Genomic DNA, 23,004 nt, shown 5'->3' with positions numbered 1-23,004 from the left:
GTCGCCGGCATCGGCCATGCAGCTGCGTGGGTGGGACTGACGTGACGGCGCTCCCGGAGACGTTGCCCGCGGGCGCGGCACCCGGCACGCAGCCGGCGGCCGGCAGATCCGATGGCAGCCGCTTCACGCTGTTCAGCGGCATCAGCCTCGCCCTTGCGATCGTCTTCATGCTCCTCGCGATGTACCCGATCCTGTCGGTGATCGCCGGGCTCTTCTTCACGGACGGCACGTTCAACCCCGGTGCGGTATTCAGCCATGTTCTCGGTCTGCCCGGTCTCTGGCAGATGCTTCTCAACACCCTCGTGATCGTGGTGGTCAGCGGCGCGATCGCGGTCGTCTGCGGCTCGGTGCTGGCGTGGCTCGTCGTTCGCACCGACGCGAGGATCCGCTGGCTTGGAGGGATCCTCCCGCTGCTCCCGTTCGTCCTGCCCGCGCTCGTCGGCACCATGGGGTGGGCCATGCTGCTCTCGCCCAAGACGGGCCTCGTCAACATCCTGATCCGCAACATCCTCAGCCCCCTCGGCGTCCATCTCGACCAGGGCCCGCTGGACGTCTACAGCTACGGCGGCATGATCTTCGTCTACACGATCTACATGATCCCGTTCACCTTCCTCCTCGTCTCGGCCGGCCTGGAGAACTCGGATGCTCAGCTCGAGGAGCAGTCCAGGGTGAGCGGCGGCGGGGTGCTCCGCACGCTCTTCCGGGTCACCATCCCGTCCGTCCGGCCGAGTCTCGGCGCCGCGATGCTGCTGACCGTGTTCTTCGGTTTCGCCTTCTTCGCGGGCCCGGCGGTGCTCAGCACGACGTCGGGAATCGACATCCTCTCGGTGCGCATCGCCAACATCCTGAGCTTCAGCTACCCGGCCGACACGGCGGGCGCAGTCGGCCTGAGCACCTTCATGCTCGTCGCAGTCGCGATCGTCTGGTGGATCCAGACGAGGGTGCTGCGCCGGTCCAACTACGCGACGATCAACGGACGGGGCAAGGCCACCGAGATCCACCTCGGCAAGCTGAGGTGGCTGGGGCGACTGGTCATCATCCTGTACGCCTTGATCGCGGTGGTGCTGCCATTCCTCGCGCTGCTGTGGGTGTCGTTCCGCGGGTTCTGGTCGTTCGACTGGGACTTCACCACGTTGTCGCTCACGCAGTACACGACAGTGCTGTTCGGCGATGCGTTCTCGAGCACCGCCCTCATAACCAGCCTGCTGCTCGCCCTTCTCGGCGCGACTGTCGGCATGTTCGTCGCTGCGATCATCGCCCGCTTCGTGCGGAGCTCGCCCGGCCGCGTCGGTCGCGCGGTCGACATCCTGATCAAGGTCGGTGCGCCCATTCCGGCGGTCGTCCTGGGTGTCGGCGTACTGCTCGCGTTCGGCGGCGCCCCGTGGCACCTCGGCGGGACATTTGGAATCCTCCTGCTTGCCTACCTCGTGCACTTCATGCCGCAGGCGACGGTGAACGCCGACGCCGCGGCGGCTCAGGTCGGTCCGCAGCTCATGGAGGCCTCGCACATCTCGGGAGGCGGCGACGGCAGGACGTTCCTGCGGATCAGCTTGCCGCTGATGCTCCCCGACCTGATCGCCGGGTGGTCGCTGCTGTTCCTGTGGATGCTCGGCGAGCTCAACGCCTCGATCATTCTGGCCGGGACCTCCAACCCCGTGCTGGGCGAGCAGATGTACTTGCTCTACTTCCAGGGCTACTTCGGCAAGCTCGCCGCGCTGGCGATCATCGTCACCATCATCAGCGTCATCGTCCTGCTCGGTGCCAACCTCCTCGCGCGACGGCTCCGGGGTGGGCGACTCCGTCCGGGAGCCGTGTGACCATGACCGCACCGATGGAGGGTGCCCGCTGATGTCAGATCAATTGCTGGTGGAGAGGAATTCGATGGCTGCAGAGACCGCGCAGGCGGCTGACGCTCCGATGGTGAAGGTGTCGAACCTCGTCAAGCACTTCCGTCGTGCCGACGGCACGACGGTGAACGCCGTCGATGACGTCTCCATCGAGGTCATGCCGGGGCAGTTCACCGTGCTGCTGGGCCCGAGCGGGTGCGGGAAGACCACCCTGCTGCGCTGCGTGGCCGGCCTGGAGCACCCCGTCGGTGGACGAGTGGAGATCCGTGGTCGCACCGTGTTCGATGCGGCGACGAAGGTGAACCTCGCTCCCGAGAAGCGCGGACTGAACATGATCTTCCAGTCCTATGCGCTCTGGCCGCACATGACGGTGGCGGCGAACATCGCCTACCCGCTCGTCTGCAAGAAGGTGAAGAAGAGCGAGCACGCCGGACGCGTGGCGCGTGCGCTGGAGATGGTGGGCATCCCCGAGCTCGGCAAGCAGTACCCCAGCCAGCTGAGCGGTGGCCAGCAGCAGCGCGTGGCGCTCGCCAGGGCACTCGTCTCCAACAGCGACCTCGTTCTCTTCGACGAGCCACTGTCCAACGTCGACGCCAAGGTGCGAGAGCAGCTCCGCTTCGAGCTGCTCTCGATGCAGCGCGAGCTCGGATTCGCCGCCCTCTACGTCACCCACGATCAGTCGGAGGCGATGGAGCTCGCGCATTCGATCGCCGTGTTGGAGAAGGGCAAGGTCGCCCAGTCCGGCGGCCCCCAGGAGATCTACCGGAAGCCGTCGTCGCGCTACGTCGGCGGCTTCGTCGGGACGCTCAACGAGATCGATGGCACGGTGAGGCGGATCGACCCCGACGGAACGGCGGTCGTCGACACCGAGGTGGGCGAACTCTCGGCCGGTTCCGTCGCCGATGGGGTGAAGCAGGGCGATCTCGTCGTCGTCTCCTGCCGCCCGGAACGCGTCGAGCTCAACCTGGTGGAGCCGAACGACATCGCGAACCGCTGGCAGGTCACGGTCACGGCGAGCGTCTTCAGCGGCTCTCGCACCGAGCATGTCGTGACCTTCGCGGACCGCGACTTTCGCCTCTGGCGATCGGACTCGGTGCTCTTCGAGACCGGGACCGCGGCGTGGGTCGGAGTCGCGACCGAGGACCTCCGGGTCCTTCCGTTCTGATCCGCAACATACTCGTTGATTCGACAGGAGAACACAATGGCGCTCGCCGACACCATGGCCGCTTTCGTCGCCGACCTCAGCCTCGACACCATTCCCAGCAGCATCCTCGACAGTGCTCGTGATCGCGTGCTCGACGCCGTCAGCACGGCGGTCGGCGGCCACGACATGCCGGTCACAAAGGCGATCCTGGCAACGGTGGCGGCGGGCGGCGACGCCGGCGGCAGCACCGTGCTGCCGACCGGAGGCACCGCGGCGCCGCGTGACGCCGCGCTCGTGAACGGCACGGCCGTCCACTCTCTGCTCTTCGAGGACTACAACGCCCCGAGCGGCGACCATCCCGGCGCGGCCGTCGTGCCCGCGGCTCTCGCGGCCGCGGAGTCCGGGACTGCGCTGCGCGGTCGTCCGGGCACGGTCGGCGACCTCCTCGTCGCGGTCGTGGCCGGCTACGAGATCCAGGTCCGGCTCGGATTCATGTCGGGCAAGCGCATCTGGCTCCGCGGGTTCCGCACGACCCCGGTCGTGGGCGCCGTGGCCGCGAGCGCCGCGTCGGCCAGCGCCTTCGGCCTGTCCGCGCAGCGCACCGCTGTCGCGCTCTCGATGGGTGCGAATCTCTCGTCGGGCTTCCTCGAGGGCTTCGGCCACGGGACCATGGAGCCCTACATCCACGGCGGCATCGCCGCGCAGAACGGCCTGCTCGCCGGGTGGATGGGCTACGGCGGCGTGGAGGCGGCATCGCCGACGTTCGAGGGCGGTTCCGGCTGGTTCTCGGTCTTCGGCGACGGGGACCTCGCTCGGGAGACGTTCCCCGACGACTGGGCGCTGCCCACGGTGATCGCCAAGACGTATCCCGCGGCGGGGGCAAGACCAACATGATGGAGAGCGCTGCGGCGGTCTTCGAGCAGGGCGTCGACCCGTCGCAGATCGACCACGTGCTGGTGCGCGAGCCGGCGGAGGTGCATGCGTTCCCGGGCGGCGACAACACGGGCCCGTTCGAGAACATGTACGAGGCACAGGACAGCACGCAGTTCCTGGTGGCCGCCGGCCTACTGGGGCGTCCGCTCACGTCGCTGGCGACGATGCGGAACTTCAACGACCCCGAGGTTCTCGAGCTCGCCCAACGGATCTCCTCGGTCGGTGAGGAGGGGCGCTATGCCACCGGCACCGCGGTCGCGACGATCGAGGTGACCCTGCGCGATGGGTCGACGATCGTGAGTGAGCGGGACAATCCAGCCGCGCACGCGCCATCGATCGCGACGATGTCCGCCAAGGTGCGCGAACTCGCCGACAGGACATGGTCGGCTGAGCGGATCGAGAAGGTCATCGGCTTGATCGTGGGCGACCCGCAGACCCCGATCACCGAGCTCAGCTCGGCCCTGCAGGGCGTGTAGGCCCGGCGCGGCACTGTCGCCGACTGCCGCTCATAATTCAATCGTTTGATTCTTCTCAACCGAAGAGCAAGCTACGGACGTGGAGGGACAGAGAACCTGGCCCACCCCGCTTCGAGGAAGGCCAATGGAAAGAACCTTGCGAACAACGCGACGCTCAAGTCAATCCATTGACATACCAAGGGCGAAGATCATACGCTCGAACCCGAGCCCGCAGTGTCTTATTGCCCACCGGAGTGCAGCAACACACCTAAGGAGAGATTCACATGACCCATCATTTGCATTGGGCAATCGCATTGCCGGTGATCGCCGTGATCGCCCTGGCAGGCTGTTCCGCGCCCGGCGGAACCACGCCGTCCAGCTCGTCAGGGTCGAAGGCGACCGGCGATCAGGGCGACATCACGGCCCTCGAGGCGGCGGCGAAGAAGGAGGGGAGCGTGGTCTGGTACACCGAGGAGCCCCGGCTCTCGATGATCAGACCGTGGCGGCCTTCAAGGCGAAATTCGGGATCAACGTGCAGTACGTCGCCCTCAACAGTGGCCCCCTGACGCAGCGATATGAGGCCGAAGCACAGTCGGGCAGCCCTGCCGCAGACGTCGTCACGATGTCCGCAGACACGGAATTCATGAACAAGATGGTGTCCAAGAACTATGCGATGAACTTGAGCTCGGCGAAGCTGCCGGTCTTCAAGCTGAATACCTACCCGAAGGCGTACAAGCAGGCGACCCCCGACGGCAAGGGCTTCGTCTCCGCCACCATGGGCATCGGCGCGTTCGAGATCATCTACGACACGAAGACGATCTCCGGGTCGATGATCCCGAAGACGTTCAAGGACCTCACGAAGTCGAAGTACAAGGGACTGCTCACACTGCCGGATCCGACGGCTTCGGCGACGATCATGTCGTTCTTCGTCAACCAGGCCAAGCAGTACGGCGACTCCGTGCTGACAGGAATCGCTGCCAACAAGCCGCAGTACTTCAACACGATCTCCGCCGCCGGCCAGGCCATGGTCGCCGGACAAGGGGGATCACCGTCCCGGCACTGCCGGCCGTGATGGCCGCTCTCAAGAGCTCGGGAGCGCCGGTGGACGGTGTCCTGCCTCCGATCACATCGGGTCCGGCGTTCAACGTCATGCTGACCGCCACCAAGAAGTCGCCGCACCCGAACGCGGGCAAGCTGTTCGCGAACTGGCTGCTCAGCAAATCCGGTCAGGACTCCTCGCAGGGCTCGATCGGCATTTCGGTCTACAGCCCGTCGATCCCGAAGGGCTACACCCCGGCGTGGACACCTACGGCGGCGGAAAGTGCGAAGGTCCTGAAGTTGCTGGGCCGCTCGGCCGGCTGATCTGTGCAGAGGCGGCGGGTTCGGCTCCTGGGAAGGGGTCGGGTCCGCTGCCCTCTTCGCCACGAACATCGACACGCCACCGAAGAGAAAGGCGCCGACATCAATGTCCCACCACACCGCTCAGCCAGGGTTCGTGATGATCGCCATCGACCCGGGGGATGACCTCGCTGCTCTGCGCCAGTGGTGCGCGACCGTCAGGACCCCGGCGGTGCTCGCCGTCCCAGGGGTATCGAGCGCGACCGAATGGGAGGTCGTGGTGTCGTTCAGGAACCGGGAGGGCGGCGGCAAGATCGCAGGCCCTCCGTACCCCGGCTACATCGTCCGTTACGAGCTCGAGGACATCGCCGTCGCGCACACCGATGCATTCCTCGATGCCGTCGGCCGCGGCTTCGGGCTGGAGATCGAGGTCAACGGCGCCCCCGTTGTCTTCGACCAGTTCATGCGGGTCACGGCGGTTCAGATCAGGGATCACGTGAACCCGGAGGCCGCCACCACCCCGGTCGGCGGGATGCTCGTGGTCTCCCACAGCCCTGAGCGGGAGTACATCGATCTCTACAACGACTGGATGGACGAGGAGCACGTTGACGAGCTCATGTCGTGCCCCGGCTACCTCCGCACCCGGCGTTTCAAGGCCGTGGACGGCATCCCGAACTTCTTCGCGATGTACGAGATCGACAGCCCCGATGCGCTGAACAGCCCGCGCATGCTGTCTTTCTCCACGCGCCGCGACGACCAGAAGCCTCCGCTGCATCAGAAGATCGCCAAGCACATGGTCGAGTCAATCTGCGACGTCTACCAGTTGCTCGCCTGATCGCAGACACCGAGAGAAAGGGCTGCACCCCGTGAACGACGCATCTCGCCGAATGGCGCTCACGCTCTACAACGCCCCGAGCGGCATCAGCATCGGGTCGTGGCGGCGCGACGACAGCACCTCCGATCGGGTCCTCACGCTCCGGCTGTTCGCGGACATCGCCATCCAGTGCGAGCGAGCCGGCATCGATGCCTTCTTCCTCGCCGACAACGTCTCAACCGGACCCGACGACTTCCGCCAGGCGCTCAACTACCCTCTCGAGCCCATGACGGTGCTCGGCGCACTGTCCGCGGTGACGAGCAAGATCGGGCTGATCGCGACCGGGTCGACCTCGTACATCGAGCCGTACAACCTCGCACGGTTCATGGCGTCGATCGATCATCTGAGCAATGGGCGCGCCGGGTGGAACATCGTGACCTCGGTGTCGGGAGCTCACAACTTCTCCGCGCCGAACCTCGACCACGACGAGAGGTACCGGCAGGCGCACGAGTACATGGACGTCGTCACCCAGCTCTGGGACAGTTGGCAGGACGACGCGATCGTCGACGACAAGGCGGCGGGGATGTGGGCGGACCCCGCCAGGATCCACCGGATCGATTTCGAGGGCGAGTACTACAAGGTCGCCGGACCTCAGAACATCCCCCGGTCGCCCCAGGGCTGGCCCGTGTTCGCGCAGGCCGGGTCCTCGCCGGCGGGGCTCGGCCTCGCCGTGAAGTGGGCCGACATCATCTTCACGCCACAGCCGACGCTCGACGGCGCGCAGCGGTTCTACGCCGACGTCCGCGAGAGGGCTGCCGCAGCCGGACGCGATCCGGACTCCGTGCGAGTGCTCCCGGGTTTCGTGCCGATCATCGGCGAGACCCAGCGCGAGGCGGAGCAGCTCGCGAGCGACCTTCTCGATCTGATCGACTACGACGCCGGACGGGCCGACCTCCAGCGGTTCCTCTCGCCGGTCGACATCAGCGACCTCGAATTGGACGAGCCGATCCCGACCGAACGCCTGCTGCCGCCGGACCAGGTGCAGACGGGGCGGACGAAGTACGCACAGTACTACGAGCCGGCGGCAGCTGGTGCGCCGCTGCGCGAGCTCATCCGCATCAAGTCGAGTCTCAATGACCACGCACACGTGACGGGCACCGTGGAGCAGGCCGCCGACCTCATGGAGGCCTACTTCACGCAAGGGGTAGCGACGGATTCATGCTGATCCCGCCCTACATGCCGGGCGGGCTCGATGCGATCACCGAGCGGCTGGTCCCAGAGCTGAAGGACCGTGGTCTGTTCGACACGGAGTACATCGGCACGACCTTCCGTGAGCATCTCGGACTGGCGCGCCCCCGCGGCCGAGCGAGCTGAACGTACGCCACGAAGGAAGGAAGGAGCACCCGGATGGCCGTGCGCCCCCGCCAGATGAACCTCGCCCTCTACAACGCCTCGGGCGGCCTCAGTGTCGGATCGTGGAGGCGAGCCGGCTCGACGTCGGAGCGGCTGCTCGGACTGCCGTTGCTGGCGGAGATCGCCCAGCAGTGCGAACGCGCCTGCATGGACGCGCTCTTCCTGGCCGACAACGTGTCGACGGGGCCGTCGGACTTCCGACAGGCCCTCAACTACCCGCAGGAGCCTATGACGGCCCTCGGGGCCCTCTCGGCGCTGACCGACCGGATCGGTCTGATCGCGACCGGATCGACGACCTTCACCCAGCCCTACAACCTCGCCAGGTACATGGCCTCCATCGACCATCTCAGCGGGGGAAGGGCGGGCTGGAACATCGTGACCTCCTTCCTCGGCGCGGACAACTTCTCGGCAGCGGCGATCGATCACGACGAGCGGTACCGGATGGCCGACGAGTACATGGCGGTCGTCACGCAGCTATGGGACAGCTGGCAGGACGACGCGATCGTCGACGACAAGTCGACGGGCATGTGGGCGGATCCCGCCCGGATCCACCCCATCGATTTCGCTGGTGAGTACTTCACGGTGCGCGGACCCCTCAACGTTCCGCGGCCGCCGCAGGGCTGGCCGGTCTTCGCGCAGGCCGGCTCCTCGGCTGCGGGACTCGCGTTCGCCTCGAAGTGGGCCGACCTCATCTTCACGCCCCAGCCCGCGCTCGAGGGCGCGCAGCGGTTCTACTCGGATGTGAAGAAGCGCGCCGTCGACGCCGGCCGCGACCCCGACGCCGTGCGTATCCTGCCCGCTCTCGTCGTGATCATCGGTGACACCGAGACAGAAGCGAAGCGAATCGCGGAGGAGCTGCTCGACCTCATCGACTTCGAGGCGGGGCGGGCCGACGTGCAGCGCTTCATCACGCCCGTCGACATCAGCGACCTCGACCTCGACGAGCCGATCCCGGCCGAGCGCCTGCTGCCGCCGGAGCAGGTGCAGGCGGCGCAGACCCGGTATCGGCAGATCTACGACCGCGCCATCACCGGGGCGACCGTGCGCGAGCTCATCCGCTTCAAAGCCGGGGTCTCCGACGCGCTCCGGCTCGTCGGAACCGCCGAGCAGGTCGCCGACGTCATGGAGTCCTTCTTCACGCACGGCGCGGCCGACGGGTTCATGTTCCAGCCGTCTTACATGCCGGGAGGCCTCGACGGAATCACCGACCGGCTGATCCCCGTGCTCCGGGAGCGCGGGCTGTTCCGCACCGAGTACACGGGCACGACGCTGCGCGAGAATCTCGGGCTGGAGCGCCCGGGTGCTGGGGCCTCATGATCACGGAGCAGCGCTCGGAGATGTCGGTCGGCACGGGCGGCAACGAGACGGCTCCGGTCGATCCCGGCTCGTACTACCGGCAGGTGATCGGCCACTACCCGACCGGGGTCTCCATCATCACCGCCGACGTCGATGGGGACCTCCTGGGGATGGTGGTCGGCTCCTTCAGCTCGGTCTCGGTCGATCCCCCGCTCGTCTCGTTCTTCGGGGACGACCGCTCGCAGACCTTCGCCACGCTGAGTCGCTCCGCGTCGTTCTGCGTCAACGTGCTGAGCCGCACCCAGGAGCCCTTGGTCCGCCAATTCGTGAAGAGCGGCGCGGATAGGTTCGCCGATGTCGAGTGGCGCCGGGCGGCGTCCGGGTCGCCGATCCTCGACGGTGTCGTCGCATGGATCGACTGCGACATCGAGTCGATCTCGCGCATCGGAGATCACCAGATGGTCGTCGGCCGTGTGCGCGAGCTCGGGACCGACGATCCCGCGCCGCCGCTCATCTTCCACCGCCGGGGCTACGGCGAGTTCAACCCCGGGCTCTCTACTCGTGGCCGGACCGCGATCTGCTCGACGCGCTCAAGCTCGTCGACCTCTCGCACGACGTCATCACCGACCTCACGGCCGAACTCGGGCTGGAGTGCACCGTCACGGCGGCGATCGGCGACGCCTCGGTGGTGCTCGCCAGGGTCGCCCCCAGTCGACGGAACTGGTCGGTTCGCCGGTCGGGTACCGCATCCCGCTCGTCCCGCCCATCGGGCCGGCCCTGATGGCGTGGGCCACGGAGTCCGAGCTCGCTGCGTGGTTTGCGCGTTCCCCGGCGCCGCTGACCGACGAGGTCCGCCAGGGCTACCTCGCGATGCTCGGCCGCCTGCGGGAGGACGGCTGGACGTGGTTCACCAAGGACACCGACTTCATGCGGATTCAGGATCTGCTCGACAGCGCGGCGAACGAGGCGATGCCCGGCGAGGAGGTGCTGCGGGGCGCGCAAGGGATCGTGGGCGACCCGGAGTTCAACTTCATGCCCATCCCGCTCCAGCCGGGCGGCCGGTATGAGGTGTACAGCGTCGTCGCGCCCGTGGTGCTCCCGGGCCGTGACACCGTCATCGGGATGAACGTGCTCGGCGGCGGGGCGGAGTTCACGGCTGAGGAGATCGCCCACATCGGCGAACGGCTCCGTGCGGCGGCCGACGCGGCTGCTCGGCGCGGGACCACGAGCCACACGTAGCCGGGCCCCCGATCGTGCCGCGCAGGCTGGCCGGATCGCAGGCGACGGCGCGAGGACAAGGGCGACAACACGACCGTGCACACCGTGACCAGAAGCAGCCGGCCGGTCGGTGCGCTCGGGTCCCCCTCGAACGGCTCCCCGACGACCGCCGCACCGGAGCGCGTAGCGTGATGACATGGCCACACGCGTCATGGTCACCTCGGCCGAAGGCGGCTCGGGCAAGTCGACGATCGCCGCCGGTCTGCTGGAGGCGTTGACGGGGACGGTCGGCTCGGTCGGCGTGTTCCGGCCGATCGGGCGCGGCGGCGTCGACTACGTGCTCGACATGCTGCGCTCCCATGCCGGCGCCTCGGAGGGCGACGGCGTCGGCGTCGACTATGCGGCCGTTCACGCCGACCGGGATGCGGCGCTCGCGCGCATCCTGGAGCGCTGCGCGGAGGCGGAGCGCGGTCACGATGCCGTGCTCATCGTCGGGTCCGATTACACCGACGTCGGCACGCCGACCGAGTTCGCGATGAACGCCCGGGTGGCCGCGACCCTCGCGGCCTCGGTCGTGCTCGTGCTGAACGCGCGGAACCCGGATGGCTCGCCGCGCACGGCCGACCAGATCGCGGAGATCGGCCTCACCGCGATGGCGGAGCTGCGGGCCGAGCACGCCCACCTCGTGGCACTCGTGGTCAACCGGGTCGATCCGGGCGAGCTGGATGCCGTCACCCGCGCGGTGCGGGAACGCTGCGGGATGCCCGCGTGGGGCGTTCCCGACGATGCCGCGCTCACGGCGCCGCTGCTCGGGTCCGTCCTCGCGGCGACCGATGCGGAGCTCGTCCGGGGACAGCAGGAGCTGCTGGACCGTCCGGTGTCGGGCACGGTCATCGCCGCCATGACCCTGGAGAACGTGCTGCCGCGCCTGCAGGAGGGCGCCGTCGTCATCGTCCCCGGGGATCGCGTCGACGTGCTGATCGGCAGCGTCATCGCCCATGCCTCGGCGACCTTCCCCACGGTCGCGGGCGTCATCCTGAACGGCGGGTTCGAACTCTCCGAGCCCGTCATGCGCCTGCTCGACGGGATGGGCACGTCGCTCCCGATCGCGCGTACCCGGCTGGGAACCTTCGACACCGCGATCCGCGCGACCCGGGCGCACAGCCGGCTGGCCGCGGACTCGCCCGCCCGGCACGCGAGAGCGGTCGGCCTCGTCGAGCGGCACGTCGACCTGCCGGAGCTGATCCGGCTCCTGCGCATCGAGGTCGACCCGACGATGACCCCGCTGCGGTTCGAGCAGACGCTCGTGGAGCGCGCCCGCGCGCACCGACGCCGGATCGTGCTGCCCGAGGCCGACGACGACCGGATCCTGCGCGCCGCCGCGATCGTGCTCCAACGCGGGATCGCCGACATCACGCTGCTCGGCGACGAGGTGCGCGTGCGCTCCCGCGCCGCCGAGCTCGGGCTGGACATCGACGCCGCGTCGGTCGTATCGCCCCGCGACCCCGAACTGGTGGCCCGGTTCGCGGCGGAGTACCGCAGCCGTCGGGCGCACAAGGGGTCTCCCTGGAGCGGGCGGCGGAGCTCGTGACCGACGTCGCCTATTTCGGCACGATGATGGTGCTGCTCGGCCTGGCGGACGGCATGGTGTCCGGTGCGACGCACACCACCGCGCACACCATCCGGCCGGCCTTCGAGGTGGTGAAGACGCGGCCGGGGGTCTCGGCCGTGTCGAGCGTCTTCCTGATGGCGCTCGCCGACCGGGTGCTCGTGTACGGCGACTGCGCGGTGATCCCGGAGCCGACCGTCGAGCAGCTGGCCGACATCGCCATCTCGTCCTCGGCGACGGCGCGGCTGTTCGGGATCGAGCCGCGGGTCGCGATGCTCAGCTACTCGACGGGCGAGTCCGGCACGGGGACCGAGGTCGATCGGGTGCGGGCCGCGACGGCGCTGGTGCGGCAGAGGGCTCCGGAGTTGCCGGTGGCGGGGCCGATCCAGTACGACGCCGCCGCCGACCCCGAGGTCGGGAAGGCCAAGCTGCCCGGTTCGGATGTCGCGGGCCGCGCGACGGTGTTCGTCTTCCCCGATCTGGATGCCGGCAACACCACGTACAAGGCCGTCCAGCGCAGTGCCGGTGCGGTCGCCATCGGGCCGATCCTGCAGGGCCTGGCGAAGCCGATCAACGACCTCTCGCGCGGGGCGCTGGTGCGCGACATCGTCAACACGATCGCCATCACCGCGATCCAGGCGCAGGGCGACGAGCCGGCATGACCTCACCGGAGGTCTTCGTCCTCAACACCGGGTCGTCCTCGGTCAAGTACCGGCTGCTGAACGCCGACTCCGGCCAGACGCGTGCGCAGGGCCTGGTGGAGCGCATCGGCCCCTCCGGGACGGACGCGCCGGATCACGCCCATGCCGTCGACGGCATACTCGCCGAACTGGGGGCCCCGGATCGACGCCGTCGGTCACCGCGTCGTGCACGGCGGCGATCGGTTCCGCGCGGCGACCATCATCGACGACGCGGTGGAGCAGGCGATCGAGGAGCTGTCGCCGCTGGCTCCGCTGCACAACCCCGCGGCGCTCGCCGGCATCCGGGCGGCGCGGCGCGCGTTGCCGGACGTGCCGCACGTCGCGGTCTTCGACACGGCCTTCCACCACACGCTCCCGCCCGCGGCGTTCACCTATGCGATCGATGCGGAGCTCGCGGCGGCGCACCACATCCGTCGCTACGGGTTCCACGGCACCTCGTACCGGATCGTCGGCGAGCGTGCGGCGCAGCTGCTCGAGCGCCCGCTCGCCGACCTGCGGATGGTCGTGCTGCATCTGGGGAACGGCGCCTCGGTCGCGGCCGTCTCCGGCGGGCGCTCCGTCGACACGTCCATGGGCCTGACCCCGCTCGAGGGGCTCGTGATGGGCACCCGGTCCGGCGACATCGATCCGGCCGTGCTCATCTACCTCGCCCGGAACGCGGGCATGACGACCGACGAGCTCGACGACCTCCTGAACCGCCGAAGCGGCCTCCTCGGGCTGGCCGGCCGAGCGGACATGCGGGAGCTGGTCGACGCCGCGGAGAGCGGCGACCCCGCCGCCCGCCTGGCTCTGGACGTCTACCTGCACCGCATCCGGCACTACATCGGCGCCTACGCCGCCGAGATGGGCGGGCTGGACGCGGTGGTGTTCACCGCCGGCGTCGGGGAGAACAGCGCGGTCGTGCGCGCCGGTTCCGTCGCGGGGCTGGAGTTCCTGGGCATCCGCCTGGACGCGGCTGCGAACCAGTCCCCGTCGCGCGCACCCCGCAGCGTCGCCGCGGCGGGCTCCCGCGTCGAGGTGCTGGTGGTTCCGACGGACGAGGAGCGTCAGATCGCCCGGGAGACGGTCGCCGCCATCCTGGTGGGCGCCTGACCCGGATCGCCGATCCCGACTGCGCGTCCTCTCAGGATCGCACCCCGCGGCGGCCCGGGCGCTGTACCGTCGGGACATGTCGATCGCCACCGCCGTCCGTGCCCGTGTCGGCGGACTCCGTGCTCCCCGTCCTGTTCCCCGGGCGCGCGAGGTCGTCGTCTCCCGTCTCGTCGCGGCGCCCCTCCCGGTCGTCCGCGAGTGCTGCTGGGACGCGGTGCGCCACCACGTCGTGCACGGTCTCGGCACCGCGAAGGTGCGCATGGACTCGGTGAGCGGCACGATCGCGATCGGCCCCTTCCGCCACGAGTACCGGGCGGCCCTGGCGGCAGGACCCGGTGCCTTCCGCTGGCGCGGCAGCGCGTCGAGCGGCGAGATCCGGTTCGCGCCGATCGATCAGGACCACACGCGTGTCGACGTGGTCCTCCGATGGACTCCGCGAGCGGCCTGGGCGCAGGCGGCGGTTCGCGTCGACCTGGACCGCCGGCAGATCGAGGCGGACCTGCATCGGTTGGCGTTGATCGCGGAGAGCCAGGCGGCCGAGGACCGCCTGGGCCCCATCGCCGTCTGACCCGATCGGCTCACGGCCGCTCGGGCGCGCCGAGCAGTTCGAGGACGCCGTCGAGCGCGGCCTCGAGCGGGGCGGTGCTGCGGCGCAGCTGAGCCAGCAGGAGCCCGCCCTCCAGGGCGGCGAGCACCGTCGTGGCCAGTCGGCCCGGTGCGCCGCCGGTCGCGAGCGCGCCGCGGCGCGCCATCGCCTCCAGCCCGCGGCGGAACCGGCGCTCCCACTCGTCGAACGTCACGCCGAGGGCGCGGCGCGCCCGGTCGTCGATGTCGGACAGCTCGCTCGCGAGCGAGCCGAGGGGCATCCGCCGACGCACGCCTGCGCCTCCTGGCCGGCCACGACCGCGTCGCGCCAGGCCCGCCAGGCCTCCCAGTCGTCGAGCCGCACGAGCTCGTCGCCGCCCAGGACGGACTCCGCGTGGTGCGCGATCACCGCCTCGACCAGCCGCGCCTTGTCGTCGAAGTAGTGATAGAGCTGCGACCGGCCCACGCGCGCCTCGGCGCCGACGTCGTCGAGCGTCGTGCGGGCGACGCCGTCGACGAGCATCAGCCGCGCCGCCGCCGAGACGATGCGCTCGCGCGTCGCGCGGCCCTTCGCGGTCGCCGGGAGCGCGGGGGCTGAGGTGCTCATTCGACGATTGTACTCGCCAGTACATTCTGTCGCGGCTGGGATGGAGCTCCGACCCCCTGGAGGAGACATGACCAGCACCCCCATCGCCGACGAGGTGAGCGCCCCGCACGCCGGCCGCCCGGAGAGCGCGTACTCCCGCGAGCAGGTCGCGCTGGCGATCCTGCCGCGGCCCGACCTCAGCGGTCGGATCGGGCAGCCCTTCCCCGACGCCGCCCTCCTCGACGTGCACCGCGAGCCGACCTCGCTCGCCGCCGCGGCCGCCGGCTCGCCGATCGTCGTGGTGCTGTACCGCGGCGCCTGGTGCCCATACTGCAACGTCGCGCTGCGGGTGTACCAGCAGCAGCTCGTCGAGCCGCTCGCCGCCCGGGGCATCCGGCTCGTCGCGATCAGCCCCCAGCACCCGGACGGCTCGCTCACGATGCAGGAGAAGCACGCGCTGACCTTCACGGTGCTCTCCGACCCGGGCAACCGGATCGCCGAGGATCTGGGCGTCGTGACCCAGCCCGGTGATGAGTCCCGCGCGCTGCAGCTCGAGAACGGGCTCGACGTGGCGGCCACCAACGCGGACGGCACACCGCGGCTGCCGATGCCGACGACGGCGATCCTGGATGCGGACGGCGTGCTGCGCTGGATCGAGGCGCGGCCGGATCACACGACCCGCACCGAGCCCGCGGAGGTGCTCGCGCAGCTGGACGCGCTCGGTCTCTGACCCGGCGGCGTCAGGCTCCGGCCGGCTCGCCGATCGCGCGGCTCGGCAGGTGGATGTCGAACCGGCTACCGCCGGCCACGTTGCTCGCCTCGATGCGGCCGTCGTGGGCGGACACGATGCCCCGGGCGATCGCGAGCCCGAGCCCGGCGCCGGCGCTGCGGCCGACCAGCGGCTCCGGCGTGCGCGAGGGATCGCCGCGCCAGCCGGCGTCGAAGATCCGCTCGAGCTGCTCGGCGGCGATGCCCCCGGCCGTGTCCTGCACGGTCAGGTGCGCGCGGCCGTCGTCGCGCCGTCGCGCGGTGACGCGCACCACGGAATCGTCGGGGGAGTGCTGCACGGCATTGACCACGAGGTTCGCGATCACGCGCGAGAGCAGACGCGCGTCGGCGACGATCTCGGCGTCGTCGGCGTCGACCTCGATCCGGATGCCACGGGGCAGGCCGATCGGGGCGAGTTCGGCGGCGGCCTGCGTCAGCAGCGCTCGCAGCGGAACCGGCGCCGCCGCCACGCGCAGCACACCGGCCTGGATCTGCGAGAGCTCGAACAGGTCGTCGACGAGCGCGCTCAAGCGGTCGACCTGGTCGCGCATCTGCCGGTAGTAGTTCGCCGGGTCGCGAGCGACCCCGTCCTCCAGCGCCTCGGACATCGCGCGGAGGCCGGCGAGCGGCGTGCGGAGGTCGTGCGAGATCCACGCCATGAGCTCGCGCCGCGAGGCATCGATCCGCGCGATCTCCTCCCGCGCGCTCGCGAGCCGCTCGCTCGTCGAGGTGAGCTCGGCGGCGAGTGCCGACAGCTCCGACCCCGACGACGACGCCACCGGCACCAGCTCCCCGTCGCCCACGGCGCGCACGGCGGTGCGCAGCCGTCCTGCCGAGCGGCGCAGCACGACGCCGAGCCCCGTGGCCATCGCGAGCGAGACGACGGCGGCGACGCCGCTGACCCAGAGCGAGACCAGCAGGTCGTGGGACGAGAGGTACATCGCCAGCGAGACGGTGGCGATCCCGGCGACCATCGCCACGACCCCCGCCGCCGAGACCACCTGCAGCTGCAGGGTGAGGGTGCGACGACGCAGCACCAGGAGGAGGAGATCGCGACCAGGCCGACGACGCCCGCCGCGGAGGCGGCCATGCCGACGATGGCCAGGATGTCGCCGATCGTCACGCGGCGACCTCCGAGACGAAGCGGTACCCGACGCCCCACACCGTCTGCAGCGTCGTCGGGTTCGAGGGATCGGCCTCGACCTTCTCCCGTAGCCGCCGCACGTGCACGGTCACGGTGGATCGGTCGCCGAATTCCCAGCCCCAGACGGCCCGCAGCAGCTGGTCGCGACTCAGCACCCGATCCGGGTGCTTCAGCAGGTACGCGAGCAGGTCGAACTCGCGCATCGACAGCACGAGCGGCTCGCCGTCGAGGGTCACGAGGTGGTTCGAGGCGTCGAGCCAGAAGCGGCCGAGCCGGAAGGGCGCCTCGGGTGTCGTGTCGTCGACGCTGCGGCGCAGCAGCGCCGAGACCCGCAGCACGAGCTCGCGCGGCGAGAACGGCTTGGGCAGGTAGTCGTCGATGCCGAGCTCGAGGCCGTCGATGCGCTGATCGGTCGCGCCGAGCGCGCTCAGCATCACGACGGGGATCGGGCCGACCTCGGCACGGAGCCGGCGATACACCTCGAGGCCGTCGATCCCGGGCAGCATCCGGTCGAGCACGATCGCGTCCGGCCGGGTGCGGCGCACCGCCTCGACCGCCGAGAACCCGTCGGCGGCGCGGTCGACGATGAGGCCCGCAGCGTCGAGGTAGTCGCACACCACGTCGCGCACCGCGGGGTCATCGTCGACGACCAGCACCCGGCGGTCGGTGATGTCGGCGGTCGCGGAATTCATGGTGACGCCATTCTCGCGCGCCCGGCCGGCGCCGAGCCGGTGGAGACGGCGCCGCAGGGCGTCCGTCTCCACTTCGTAAGGGTTCGGCGGCCCGCCCGCGCTGTGCCCTCCTTAGCGTGGCGGCGTGAGCGCCTGCGTGGATGTCGTCCTGCCCTGCCTCGACGAGGCGGCGGCACTGCCCGGCGTGCTCGCGGCGCTGCCGCGGGGATACCGGGCGATCGTCGTCGACAACGGCTCGCGCGACTCATCGGTCGAGGTGGCGGCGGCCGCCGGCGCGGTCGTGGTGCGGGAGGAGCGTCGCGGCTACGGCGCCGCCGTGCACGCCGGCCTGGTCGCGGCGACCGCCGAGGTCGTGGCCGTGCTCGATGCCGACGGCTCGCTCGACCCCGGGCTGCTGCCCGCCGCGGTCGCGTTGCTCGACACCGCCGATCTGGTTCTCGGTCGCCGCCGGCCCGTGTCCCGTGCCGCGTGGCCGGCACCGCAACGGCTCTCGAACGAGCTGCTCGCCTGGCGGCTGCGCCGCCGGCTCGGCATCGCCGTGCACGACGTGCCGCCGTTCCGAGTGTTCCGGCGGGAGCCGATGCTGGGCCTGGGCCTGACCGATCGGCGCAGCGGCTACCCGCTCGAGACACTGGTCGCGGCGACGCGCGCGGGGTGGCGGATCGCCGAGCTCGACGTGCCGTACCGTCCGCGGATCGGGCGCTCCAAGGTGTCGGGCGACCTGCGCGGGGCGATCAGCGCCGTGCGCGACATGACGGCCCAGCTGCGGGCGGCCGGCGCATGACCGCCGTGGTCGTCGTCGCCAAGCACCCGGCGCCGGGTCGCGTGAAGACGCGCCTGCATCCGCCCTCAGCCTCGCGGCCGCGGCCGCCGTCGCCGCGGCGAGCCTCGACGACACCCTGGCGGCTCTCGAGGGGTTCGGAAGCCGCCGGATCCTGTACAGCGACGCCGGGCATCCGCCGCCATCGGCGTCGGGCTGGGAGCTCTTGCGCCAGCCCGGGGAACGCTCGACGAGCGCCTCGCGGCTCTGCTCGACCGGCTCGACGAGCCCATGGTGCTGGTGGGGATGGACACCCCGCAGCTCGGCCCCGCCATCCGGCCGGTGCTGCGGCCGTGGCCGGACGACGTCGACGCGTGGTTCGGTCCGGCGCTTGACGGCGGGTTCTGGGCGCTCGGGGTGCGCCGACCGGACGGGTCGCTCGTGCGCGGCATCCCGATGTCGCGCAACGACACCGGTGAGCGCACCGTCGGTCGGTTGCGGAGCGCCGGTCTGCGGGTGCGGCCGCTGCCCACCCTGAGCGACATCGACGGCATCGCCGATCTGGTCGCCGTGGCGCGGGCGATCCCGGCCAGTCGCACGGCCGCCGCGTTCGCCGCGGCCGCGCGCTCCGCGGCGCCGGCCGCATCGTGATCCGGCACAGCGTCGTCGTCGGCGAGCGTCGCGAGCCGGCGGCGTTCGGGGGCGATCCGTACGAGGCGGCCCTCGAGCGGGGCGGCGGCCTGCTGCGGGTGCAGGTGCTGACCGGCGGTCGCGCCGACGCGCTGGAGGTGGGGCGGTGGATGCGGCACGACGACGTCGATGCGGCCCTCGTCCGCCGAACGTGCGGCTCGCTGCTCGACGTCGGATGCGGTCCGGGTCGCCTGGTGCGGGCCGCCGTGCTGGCGGGGCGCATCGCCCTCGGCGTCGACGTCTCGCCGGCCGCGGTCCGCCACGCGATCAGACAGGGCCTGCCCGTGCTGCGCCGCTCGGTGTTCGGCGCCGTGCCGCGCGACGGGGAATGGGGCGCGGTGCTGCTCGCCGACGGCAACATCGGCATCGGCGGCGACCCGTGCGCGCTGCTCCGGCGCTGCGGCGAGCTGATGGCCCCCGACGGGCGGATCCACGTCGAGACCCACGTCGATGCCGGCCGCAATCGGCGCTATCTGGCGCGATTGAGCGACGACACCGGACGCCGGGGTCCGGTGTTCCCGTGGGCGGAGCTGGGCGCGGCCCGGCTCGCGGCCGTGGCGGCGGAGGCGGGGCTGAGCCTCGACGAGCAGTGGACCCGGGGCGGACGCAGCTTCAGCGTGCTGCGAAGGAGCGCCGGCGCACGCGCAGCGTGATGAGCACGATGCCCGCCGCGCAGAGCACGGCGAGCAGCCCCCAGACCAGCAGCAGGCGCGGCCCGTAGTCGCCGGGCAGCACCGTCGGGTTGGCCGGTCCGAGGTGCTGAGCCCAGAGCTCGGGGATCACCGCGAGCGTCAGCAGGGCGCCGATCGCGAGTGCGCCGCTCACCAGCTGCACCGCCGCGGATGGAATCCCGATCCGGCGGCCCGCGGCGTCGCGCACCCGGCCGACCAGCGTGAGCGTCGGCACCAGGATCGCGTCGTGCAGCACGATCGCGCAGCCCAGCCACAGCACGATCCCGGTCAGCCGCGGTCCGGTCGGCCGCCCGAACAGGAGCACCGCTCCGGTCACCAGCAGCGCGACGCCGATCCCGTACAGCGTGAGCCGGATCGCCCAGAACGCCCCGGCGGACAGCTCCCGCGGCGCCGCGCTCACAGCGCCTCCAGGCGGGCCAGCCACTTGGTCTGCAGCACCCCGGGACGCCCGGGCGCGATGATGCGCGCGGGGTAGCCGTGGTCGAGGTCGAGGGCCTCGCCGTTCAGCTCGAGCGCGACGAGGGCCGTGGGATCGCGCGCGAATTCGGTCTCCATCGTCGTCACCCGGTACGCGCCGTGGGTCTCCAGACTGCGCACCCGGATGCCCCGCGGCGTCGTCGACCCGACGTGCGCGAACAGCTCGGCGAGCCGCACACCCCGCCAGTGCGCGGACGTGCTCCACCCCTCCACGCACGCGATCGGCAGCACGGCCTCCGTCTGCGGCAGGCGACGCAACTGGGCGCGGCTGAACGCGGCGGTGCGCCCGTCCGCCTCCACCTCGAGCCGCCAGCCGGGGTCGAGGGCGGCATCCCGCACGCCCGCCTTGCGCGCCGTCCGGTTGATCGGAAGGCTCTGCGGCCCGGCTCCGTACCGCCGCGGCGCGAAGAGGTTGAACCCGTCGAACGGTGCGAAGCTCTGGCCCGCGGTGAGCAGAACGAGGGCGCCGGATGCCGCCGCGATCGTCCCGAAGAACGCCCGGCGGGTCAGGAGGTCGCGCCGCGGTTCAGGCGCTGATGTCGGCATCCCGACCCTCCGTTCCGTGGCGCTCGATCGGCGGCCGGTCGGGCCGCGGGCGCTCGCGCCGCGACCAGTGCTGCACGATGATCGGCAGCTTCACGCCCACGTGCACCGCGAGCGCGCCCACGAGCACCCAGGCCAGGGCGAAGTGCGTCTGCCGGAACGGGAACGGCCACGGGTACCACTGGTACGTGTTGATCAGACCGATCGCCGGCTCGAGCAGGGCCGTCGCGACGAGCACGCCGACCAGTCCGCGCTCGATCAGGTGCAGCACCCCGCGCAGCGGCGGCCATTCGAACAGCCGGCCGTAGACCGACCAGAGCTTGCCGAGCAGCAGCGGCACGAGCGCCAGGCCGGCCGTGACGTGCACGCCCTGGGTGAGCTGGTAGATCCACGCCGGCCGGGTCGGGAACACCATGCCGGGCAGCGGATCCTGCAGGAAGTGGCTGTACAGCCCGGTCAGGAAGCAGATCAGGAACGCGGGCCCGAGCAGCCGGCCGAGCACGACCGCGGAGCGGGGCGGCGCACCGGGGAGCCGAGCCCGCCCTGCGCACGTCGCATCCGGGCCTCGAGGGCATCGCCCAGGCGCTCGGTCAGCTGCGTCACGAGTCGATGCTCGCCGGTGCCGGCCCGAGCGGGGCGCGGCAGTTCTTACGGTCCGCGAACGGATGCCGCGTTCGGGCCGGATGGCCGCGACCCGCAGGCGAGCATCGAGGGATGCGCGTGGTGCTGCCGATCGTGGGCGCCGCGGCGGCGCTCGCGGTGGCCGTCGCGGCGGTCGTCGTCGGGCACGCCTTCCAGCTGTTCGACCGCTCCGGCGCCTGGCCGCTGACGGCGGTCGGCGCCATCGCGCTCGCGGGGTTCGCGGTGGCCGTCACGCTGCTGTTCCGGGTGCGCGGGCGCGCCGCGCTCGTGCTCGTGGTCGTCGGCGCGGCGGTGCTGGGCGGTGCCGCGCTCGCGGGGCCCCCGCACCTGAGCACCGACTCGGCGCGCTACGCCTGGGACGGCATCGTGCAGGATGCCGGCGTCTCGCCCTACGAGCACGTGCCCGCCTCGTCGGCGCTGGCCGGGCTGCGGCCGGGGTGGTTGTACCCGGCGCCCGTGGACGGGCGCTGCGCCGGCCAGCGGATCATGAGCACCCGCGAGGAGCCCGGCGGCGCCCTGCTGTGCACCGCGCTGAACCGGCCCCGGGTGCCGACGATCTATCCCCCGGTGAGCGAGGCGTACTTCGCGGCGGTGCGCGCGCTGGTGCCGACGACCGCCGCGTACGCGCCGCTCCAGGTCGGCGGGCTCCTGCTGGTCGGCGCGGTCGGCGCGCTGCTCGCCCTCCTCCTGCGCCGCGGCGGGCGCGATCCGCGGTGGAGCGCCCTGTGGCTGTGGTGCCCGTTCGTGCTCGACCAGGCGGTGACCGACTCGCACGTCGACGTGCTGGGCGTGCTGTTCGCGGTCGCCGCCACCGGGGTGCTCGCGGTGCCGGTGCTCCGCCGTCGCCGTGCCGTCGTGGGCGGCGTGCTGCTCGGACTCGGCGTCGCGACGAAGTTCATCCCCGGTCTGGTCGCTCCACCCCTGCTGCGCCGGCGTCCGGTGGCGGTGGTGCTGGCCGCGGCGGGCGCCGTCGCCGCCGTCTACGCGCCCTACCTGCTGGCGAGCGGTCCGAAGGTGATCGGATACCTGCCGGGGTACTTCTCCGAGGAGGGGTACGAGTCGGGATCGCGCTCGGCCCTGCTCTCGCTCGTGCTGCCCGGATCGTGGTCGACCGTCGGCGCGGCGGTCCTGGTCGCGGTGGTGGCGGCGTTCGCGGTCTGGCGTGCCGATCCGGAGCGCCCGTGGGGCGTGCAGGCGGCGGTCGTCGGCGCGACGCTGCTGATCGTCACCCCCGCCTACCCCTGGTACGCGCTTCTGCTCGTGCCGTTCGCGGCGATGGCGGGCAGGCCGGAATGGCTCGTCGTGACCGTCGCGATGACGGTGCGGCAGCTGCATCCGGGCCTCGCGACCAGTCGCGCCGCCTTCGGAGCGGCCGTGATCGTGCTGCTGGTCGCGCTCGCCGTCCGGCACCGGGCCGAGATCCCGGCGGTCGTCTCCCGCCTTCGACTCCCGTTCGGCGCCCGCGCGCCCCTGCCCGAGAGGACCTCCCGATGAGCGCCACCGCGTCCGTCGCCATCGCCGTGATCGGCGGTTCCGGACTGTACCGGCTGTTCGACGATCCGGAG

Annotated in this window: 25 protein-coding genes and 3 pseudogenes; 20 read left to right on the top strand and 8 right to left on the bottom strand. The window is 71.1% G+C overall.

Features of this window, described 5'->3' with window-relative positions; genetic code table 11:
• Window positions 1–41 precede the first annotated feature (41 nt).
• From QQK35_RS07130 to QQK35_RS07060, 15 genes and pseudogenes are all read left to right on the top strand, one after another.
• Entirely contained in the window at window positions 42–1,817 is a 1,776-nt protein-coding gene (locus tag QQK35_RS07130) for an ABC transporter permease (RefSeq protein ID WP_284253548.1), read from the top strand.
• Between the two features lie 64 nt (window positions 1,818–1,881).
• On the top strand, window positions 1,882–3,012 hold the full coding sequence (locus tag QQK35_RS07125; protein ID WP_284253547.1) for an ABC transporter ATP-binding protein: 1,131 nt from the start codon (window positions 1,882–1,884) through the stop codon (window positions 3,010–3,012).
• Window positions 3,013–3,048: 36 nt separating this feature from the next.
• A complete protein-coding gene (locus tag QQK35_RS07120; protein ID WP_284253546.1) occupies window positions 3,049–3,885 on the top strand; it encodes an MmgE/PrpD family protein in 837 nt (278 codons plus the stop codon).
• Window positions 3,882–4,400: a hypothetical protein gene (locus tag QQK35_RS07115; protein ID WP_284253545.1), complete on the top strand. Its 519-nt coding sequence runs from the start codon at window positions 3,882–3,884 to the stop codon at window positions 4,398–4,400. The genes QQK35_RS07120 and QQK35_RS07115 overlap by 4 nt, the downstream gene beginning before the upstream one ends.
• Before the next feature lie 478 nt (window positions 4,401–4,878).
• Window positions 4,879–5,451 (top strand): ABC transporter substrate-binding protein, encoded by a 573-nt coding sequence (locus tag QQK35_RS07110; protein ID WP_284253544.1) that lies wholly within the window; start codon window positions 4,879–4,881, stop codon window positions 5,449–5,451.
• Window positions 5,448–5,741 (top strand): hypothetical protein, encoded by a 294-nt coding sequence (locus tag QQK35_RS07105; protein ID WP_284253543.1) that lies wholly within the window; start codon window positions 5,448–5,450, stop codon window positions 5,739–5,741. Before QQK35_RS07110 ends, QQK35_RS07105 begins: the two co-directional genes overlap by 4 nt.
• Before the next feature lie 133 nt (window positions 5,742–5,874).
• The gene (locus QQK35_RS07100; protein ID WP_284253542.1) at window positions 5,875–6,552 is read left to right on the top strand and encodes a DUF4286 family protein; all 678 of its coding nucleotides are present in this window, start codon (window positions 5,875–5,877) and stop codon (window positions 6,550–6,552) included.
• A gap of 31 nt (window positions 6,553–6,583) precedes the next feature.
• Window positions 6,584–7,756 (top strand): NtaA/DmoA family FMN-dependent monooxygenase, encoded by a 1,173-nt coding sequence (locus tag QQK35_RS07095; protein ID WP_284253541.1) that lies wholly within the window; start codon window positions 6,584–6,586, stop codon window positions 7,754–7,756.
• Complete coding sequence (locus QQK35_RS07090; RefSeq protein ID WP_284253539.1) at window positions 7,750–7,905, top strand: hypothetical protein; 156 nt, start codon at window positions 7,750–7,752, stop codon at window positions 7,903–7,905. The genes QQK35_RS07095 and QQK35_RS07090 overlap by 7 nt, the downstream gene beginning before the upstream one ends.
• Before the next feature lie 33 nt (window positions 7,906–7,938).
• Entirely contained in the window at window positions 7,939–9,261 is a 1,323-nt protein-coding gene (locus QQK35_RS07085; RefSeq protein ID WP_284253538.1) for an NtaA/DmoA family FMN-dependent monooxygenase, read from the top strand.
• Window positions 9,258–9,719, top strand: a pseudogene (locus QQK35_RS20325) (flavin reductase family protein); the annotation flags it as partial. The gene QQK35_RS07085 and the pseudogene QQK35_RS20325, both read left to right, overlap by 4 nt.
• 301 nt (window positions 9,720–10,020) lie before the next feature.
• Window positions 10,021–10,479 carry a hypothetical protein gene (locus QQK35_RS07075; protein WP_284253536.1) on the top strand — a complete coding sequence of 153 codons (459 nt, stop codon included), beginning with the start codon at window positions 10,021–10,023 and terminating at the stop codon, window positions 10,477–10,479.
• A gap of 175 nt (window positions 10,480–10,654) precedes the next feature.
• Window positions 10,655–12,729 (top strand): annotated as a pseudogene (gene pta, locus QQK35_RS07070) (phosphate acetyltransferase).
• Window positions 12,726–13,860: pseudogene (locus QQK35_RS07065) on the top strand (acetate/propionate family kinase). The pseudogenes pta and QQK35_RS07065 overlap by 4 nt, the downstream one beginning before the upstream one ends.
• A 76-nt stretch (window positions 13,861–13,936) precedes the next feature.
• Window positions 13,937–14,428, top strand: coding sequence for an SRPBCC family protein (locus QQK35_RS07060; RefSeq protein ID WP_284253535.1), 492 nt, complete (start codon window positions 13,937–13,939; stop codon window positions 14,426–14,428).
• Between the two features lie 10 nt (window positions 14,429–14,438).
• Here the strand turns inward: QQK35_RS07060 and QQK35_RS07055 are convergent, their stop codons facing one another.
• Both QQK35_RS07055 and QQK35_RS07050 read right to left on the bottom strand, forming a co-directional pair.
• Window positions 14,439–14,726: an LmrA/YxaF family transcription factor gene (locus QQK35_RS07055; protein ID WP_431311798.1), complete on the bottom strand. Its 288-nt coding sequence runs from the start codon at window positions 14,724–14,726 to the stop codon at window positions 14,439–14,441.
• The gene (locus QQK35_RS07050; RefSeq protein ID WP_284253533.1) at window positions 14,657–15,052 is read right to left on the bottom strand and encodes a TetR/AcrR family transcriptional regulator; all 396 of its coding nucleotides are present in this window, start codon (window positions 15,050–15,052) and stop codon (window positions 14,657–14,659) included. The genes QQK35_RS07055 and QQK35_RS07050 overlap by 70 nt, the downstream gene beginning before the upstream one ends.
• A gap of 67 nt (window positions 15,053–15,119) precedes the next feature.
• On the opposite strand from QQK35_RS07050, the gene QQK35_RS07045 reads away from it, so the two are divergent.
• Window positions 15,120–15,761 (top strand): peroxiredoxin-like family protein, encoded by a 642-nt coding sequence (locus QQK35_RS07045; RefSeq protein WP_284253532.1) that lies wholly within the window; start codon window positions 15,120–15,122, stop codon window positions 15,759–15,761.
• Window positions 15,762–15,771: 10 nt separating this feature from the next.
• Here QQK35_RS07045 and QQK35_RS07040 read toward each other — a convergent pair whose 3' ends face one another.
• Window positions 15,772–16,836 carry a sensor histidine kinase gene (locus QQK35_RS07040; RefSeq protein ID WP_284253531.1) on the bottom strand — a complete coding sequence of 355 codons (1,065 nt, stop codon included), beginning with the start codon at window positions 16,834–16,836 and terminating at the stop codon, window positions 15,772–15,774.
• 82 nt (window positions 16,837–16,918) lie between these two features.
• Complete coding sequence (locus QQK35_RS07035) at window positions 16,919–17,635, bottom strand: response regulator transcription factor (protein WP_284253530.1); 717 nt, start codon at window positions 17,633–17,635, stop codon at window positions 16,919–16,921.
• Between the two features lie 124 nt (window positions 17,636–17,759).
• On the opposite strand from QQK35_RS07035, the gene QQK35_RS07030 reads away from it, so the two are divergent.
• From QQK35_RS07030 to QQK35_RS07020, 3 genes are read left to right on the top strand one after another with little or no spacing between them, the layout of a single operon-like run.
• On the top strand, window positions 17,760–18,419 hold the full coding sequence (locus QQK35_RS07030) for a glycosyltransferase family 2 protein (RefSeq protein ID WP_284253529.1): 660 nt from the start codon (window positions 17,760–17,762) through the stop codon (window positions 18,417–18,419).
• 57 nt (window positions 18,420–18,476) lie between these two features.
• On the top strand, window positions 18,477–19,046 hold the full coding sequence (locus QQK35_RS07025; RefSeq protein WP_348535001.1) for a TIGR04282 family arsenosugar biosynthesis glycosyltransferase: 570 nt from the start codon (window positions 18,477–18,479) through the stop codon (window positions 19,044–19,046).
• Window positions 19,043–19,738 (top strand): class I SAM-dependent methyltransferase, encoded by a 696-nt coding sequence (locus QQK35_RS07020; protein WP_284253528.1) that lies wholly within the window; start codon window positions 19,043–19,045, stop codon window positions 19,736–19,738. The genes QQK35_RS07025 and QQK35_RS07020 overlap by 4 nt, the downstream gene beginning before the upstream one ends.
• On the opposite strand, the gene QQK35_RS07015 is transcribed toward QQK35_RS07020, so the two are convergent.
• From QQK35_RS07015 to QQK35_RS07000, 4 genes are read right to left on the bottom strand one after another with little or no spacing between them, the layout of a single operon-like run.
• Window positions 19,698–20,177 carry a hypothetical protein gene (locus QQK35_RS07015; RefSeq protein WP_284253527.1) on the bottom strand — a complete coding sequence of 160 codons (480 nt, stop codon included), beginning with the start codon at window positions 20,175–20,177 and terminating at the stop codon, window positions 19,698–19,700. The genes QQK35_RS07020 and QQK35_RS07015 overlap by 41 nt on opposite strands.
• Window positions 20,174–20,800: a molybdopterin-dependent oxidoreductase gene (locus QQK35_RS07010; protein WP_284253526.1), complete on the bottom strand. Its 627-nt coding sequence runs from the start codon at window positions 20,798–20,800 to the stop codon at window positions 20,174–20,176. The genes QQK35_RS07015 and QQK35_RS07010 overlap by 4 nt, the downstream gene beginning before the upstream one ends.
• Entirely contained in the window at window positions 20,781–21,299 is a 519-nt protein-coding gene (locus QQK35_RS07005) for a hypothetical protein (RefSeq protein ID WP_284253525.1), read from the bottom strand. The genes QQK35_RS07010 and QQK35_RS07005 overlap by 20 nt, the downstream gene beginning before the upstream one ends.
• A complete protein-coding gene (locus QQK35_RS07000) occupies window positions 21,266–21,400 on the bottom strand; it encodes a hypothetical protein (RefSeq protein ID WP_284253524.1) in 135 nt (44 codons plus the stop codon). The genes QQK35_RS07005 and QQK35_RS07000 overlap by 34 nt, the downstream gene beginning before the upstream one ends.
• A 111-nt stretch (window positions 21,401–21,511) precedes the next feature.
• On the opposite strand from QQK35_RS07000, the gene QQK35_RS06995 reads away from it, so the two are divergent.
• Window positions 21,512–22,933, top strand: a complete 1,422-nt coding sequence (locus QQK35_RS06995) for a glycosyltransferase 87 family protein (protein WP_284253523.1) — start codon at window positions 21,512–21,514, stop codon at window positions 22,931–22,933.
• Window positions 22,934–23,004 lie beyond the last annotated feature (71 nt).

It is taken from the genome of Pseudolysinimonas kribbensis, assembly GCF_030161895.1.
In the GTDB taxonomy this organism is placed as follows: Bacteria; Actinomycetota; Actinomycetes; order Actinomycetales; family Microbacteriaceae; genus Pseudolysinimonas; species Pseudolysinimonas kribbensis.
Note: the sequence above shows the minus strand (reverse complement) of the source record. Positions and strands in the feature narration are given on the sequence as shown.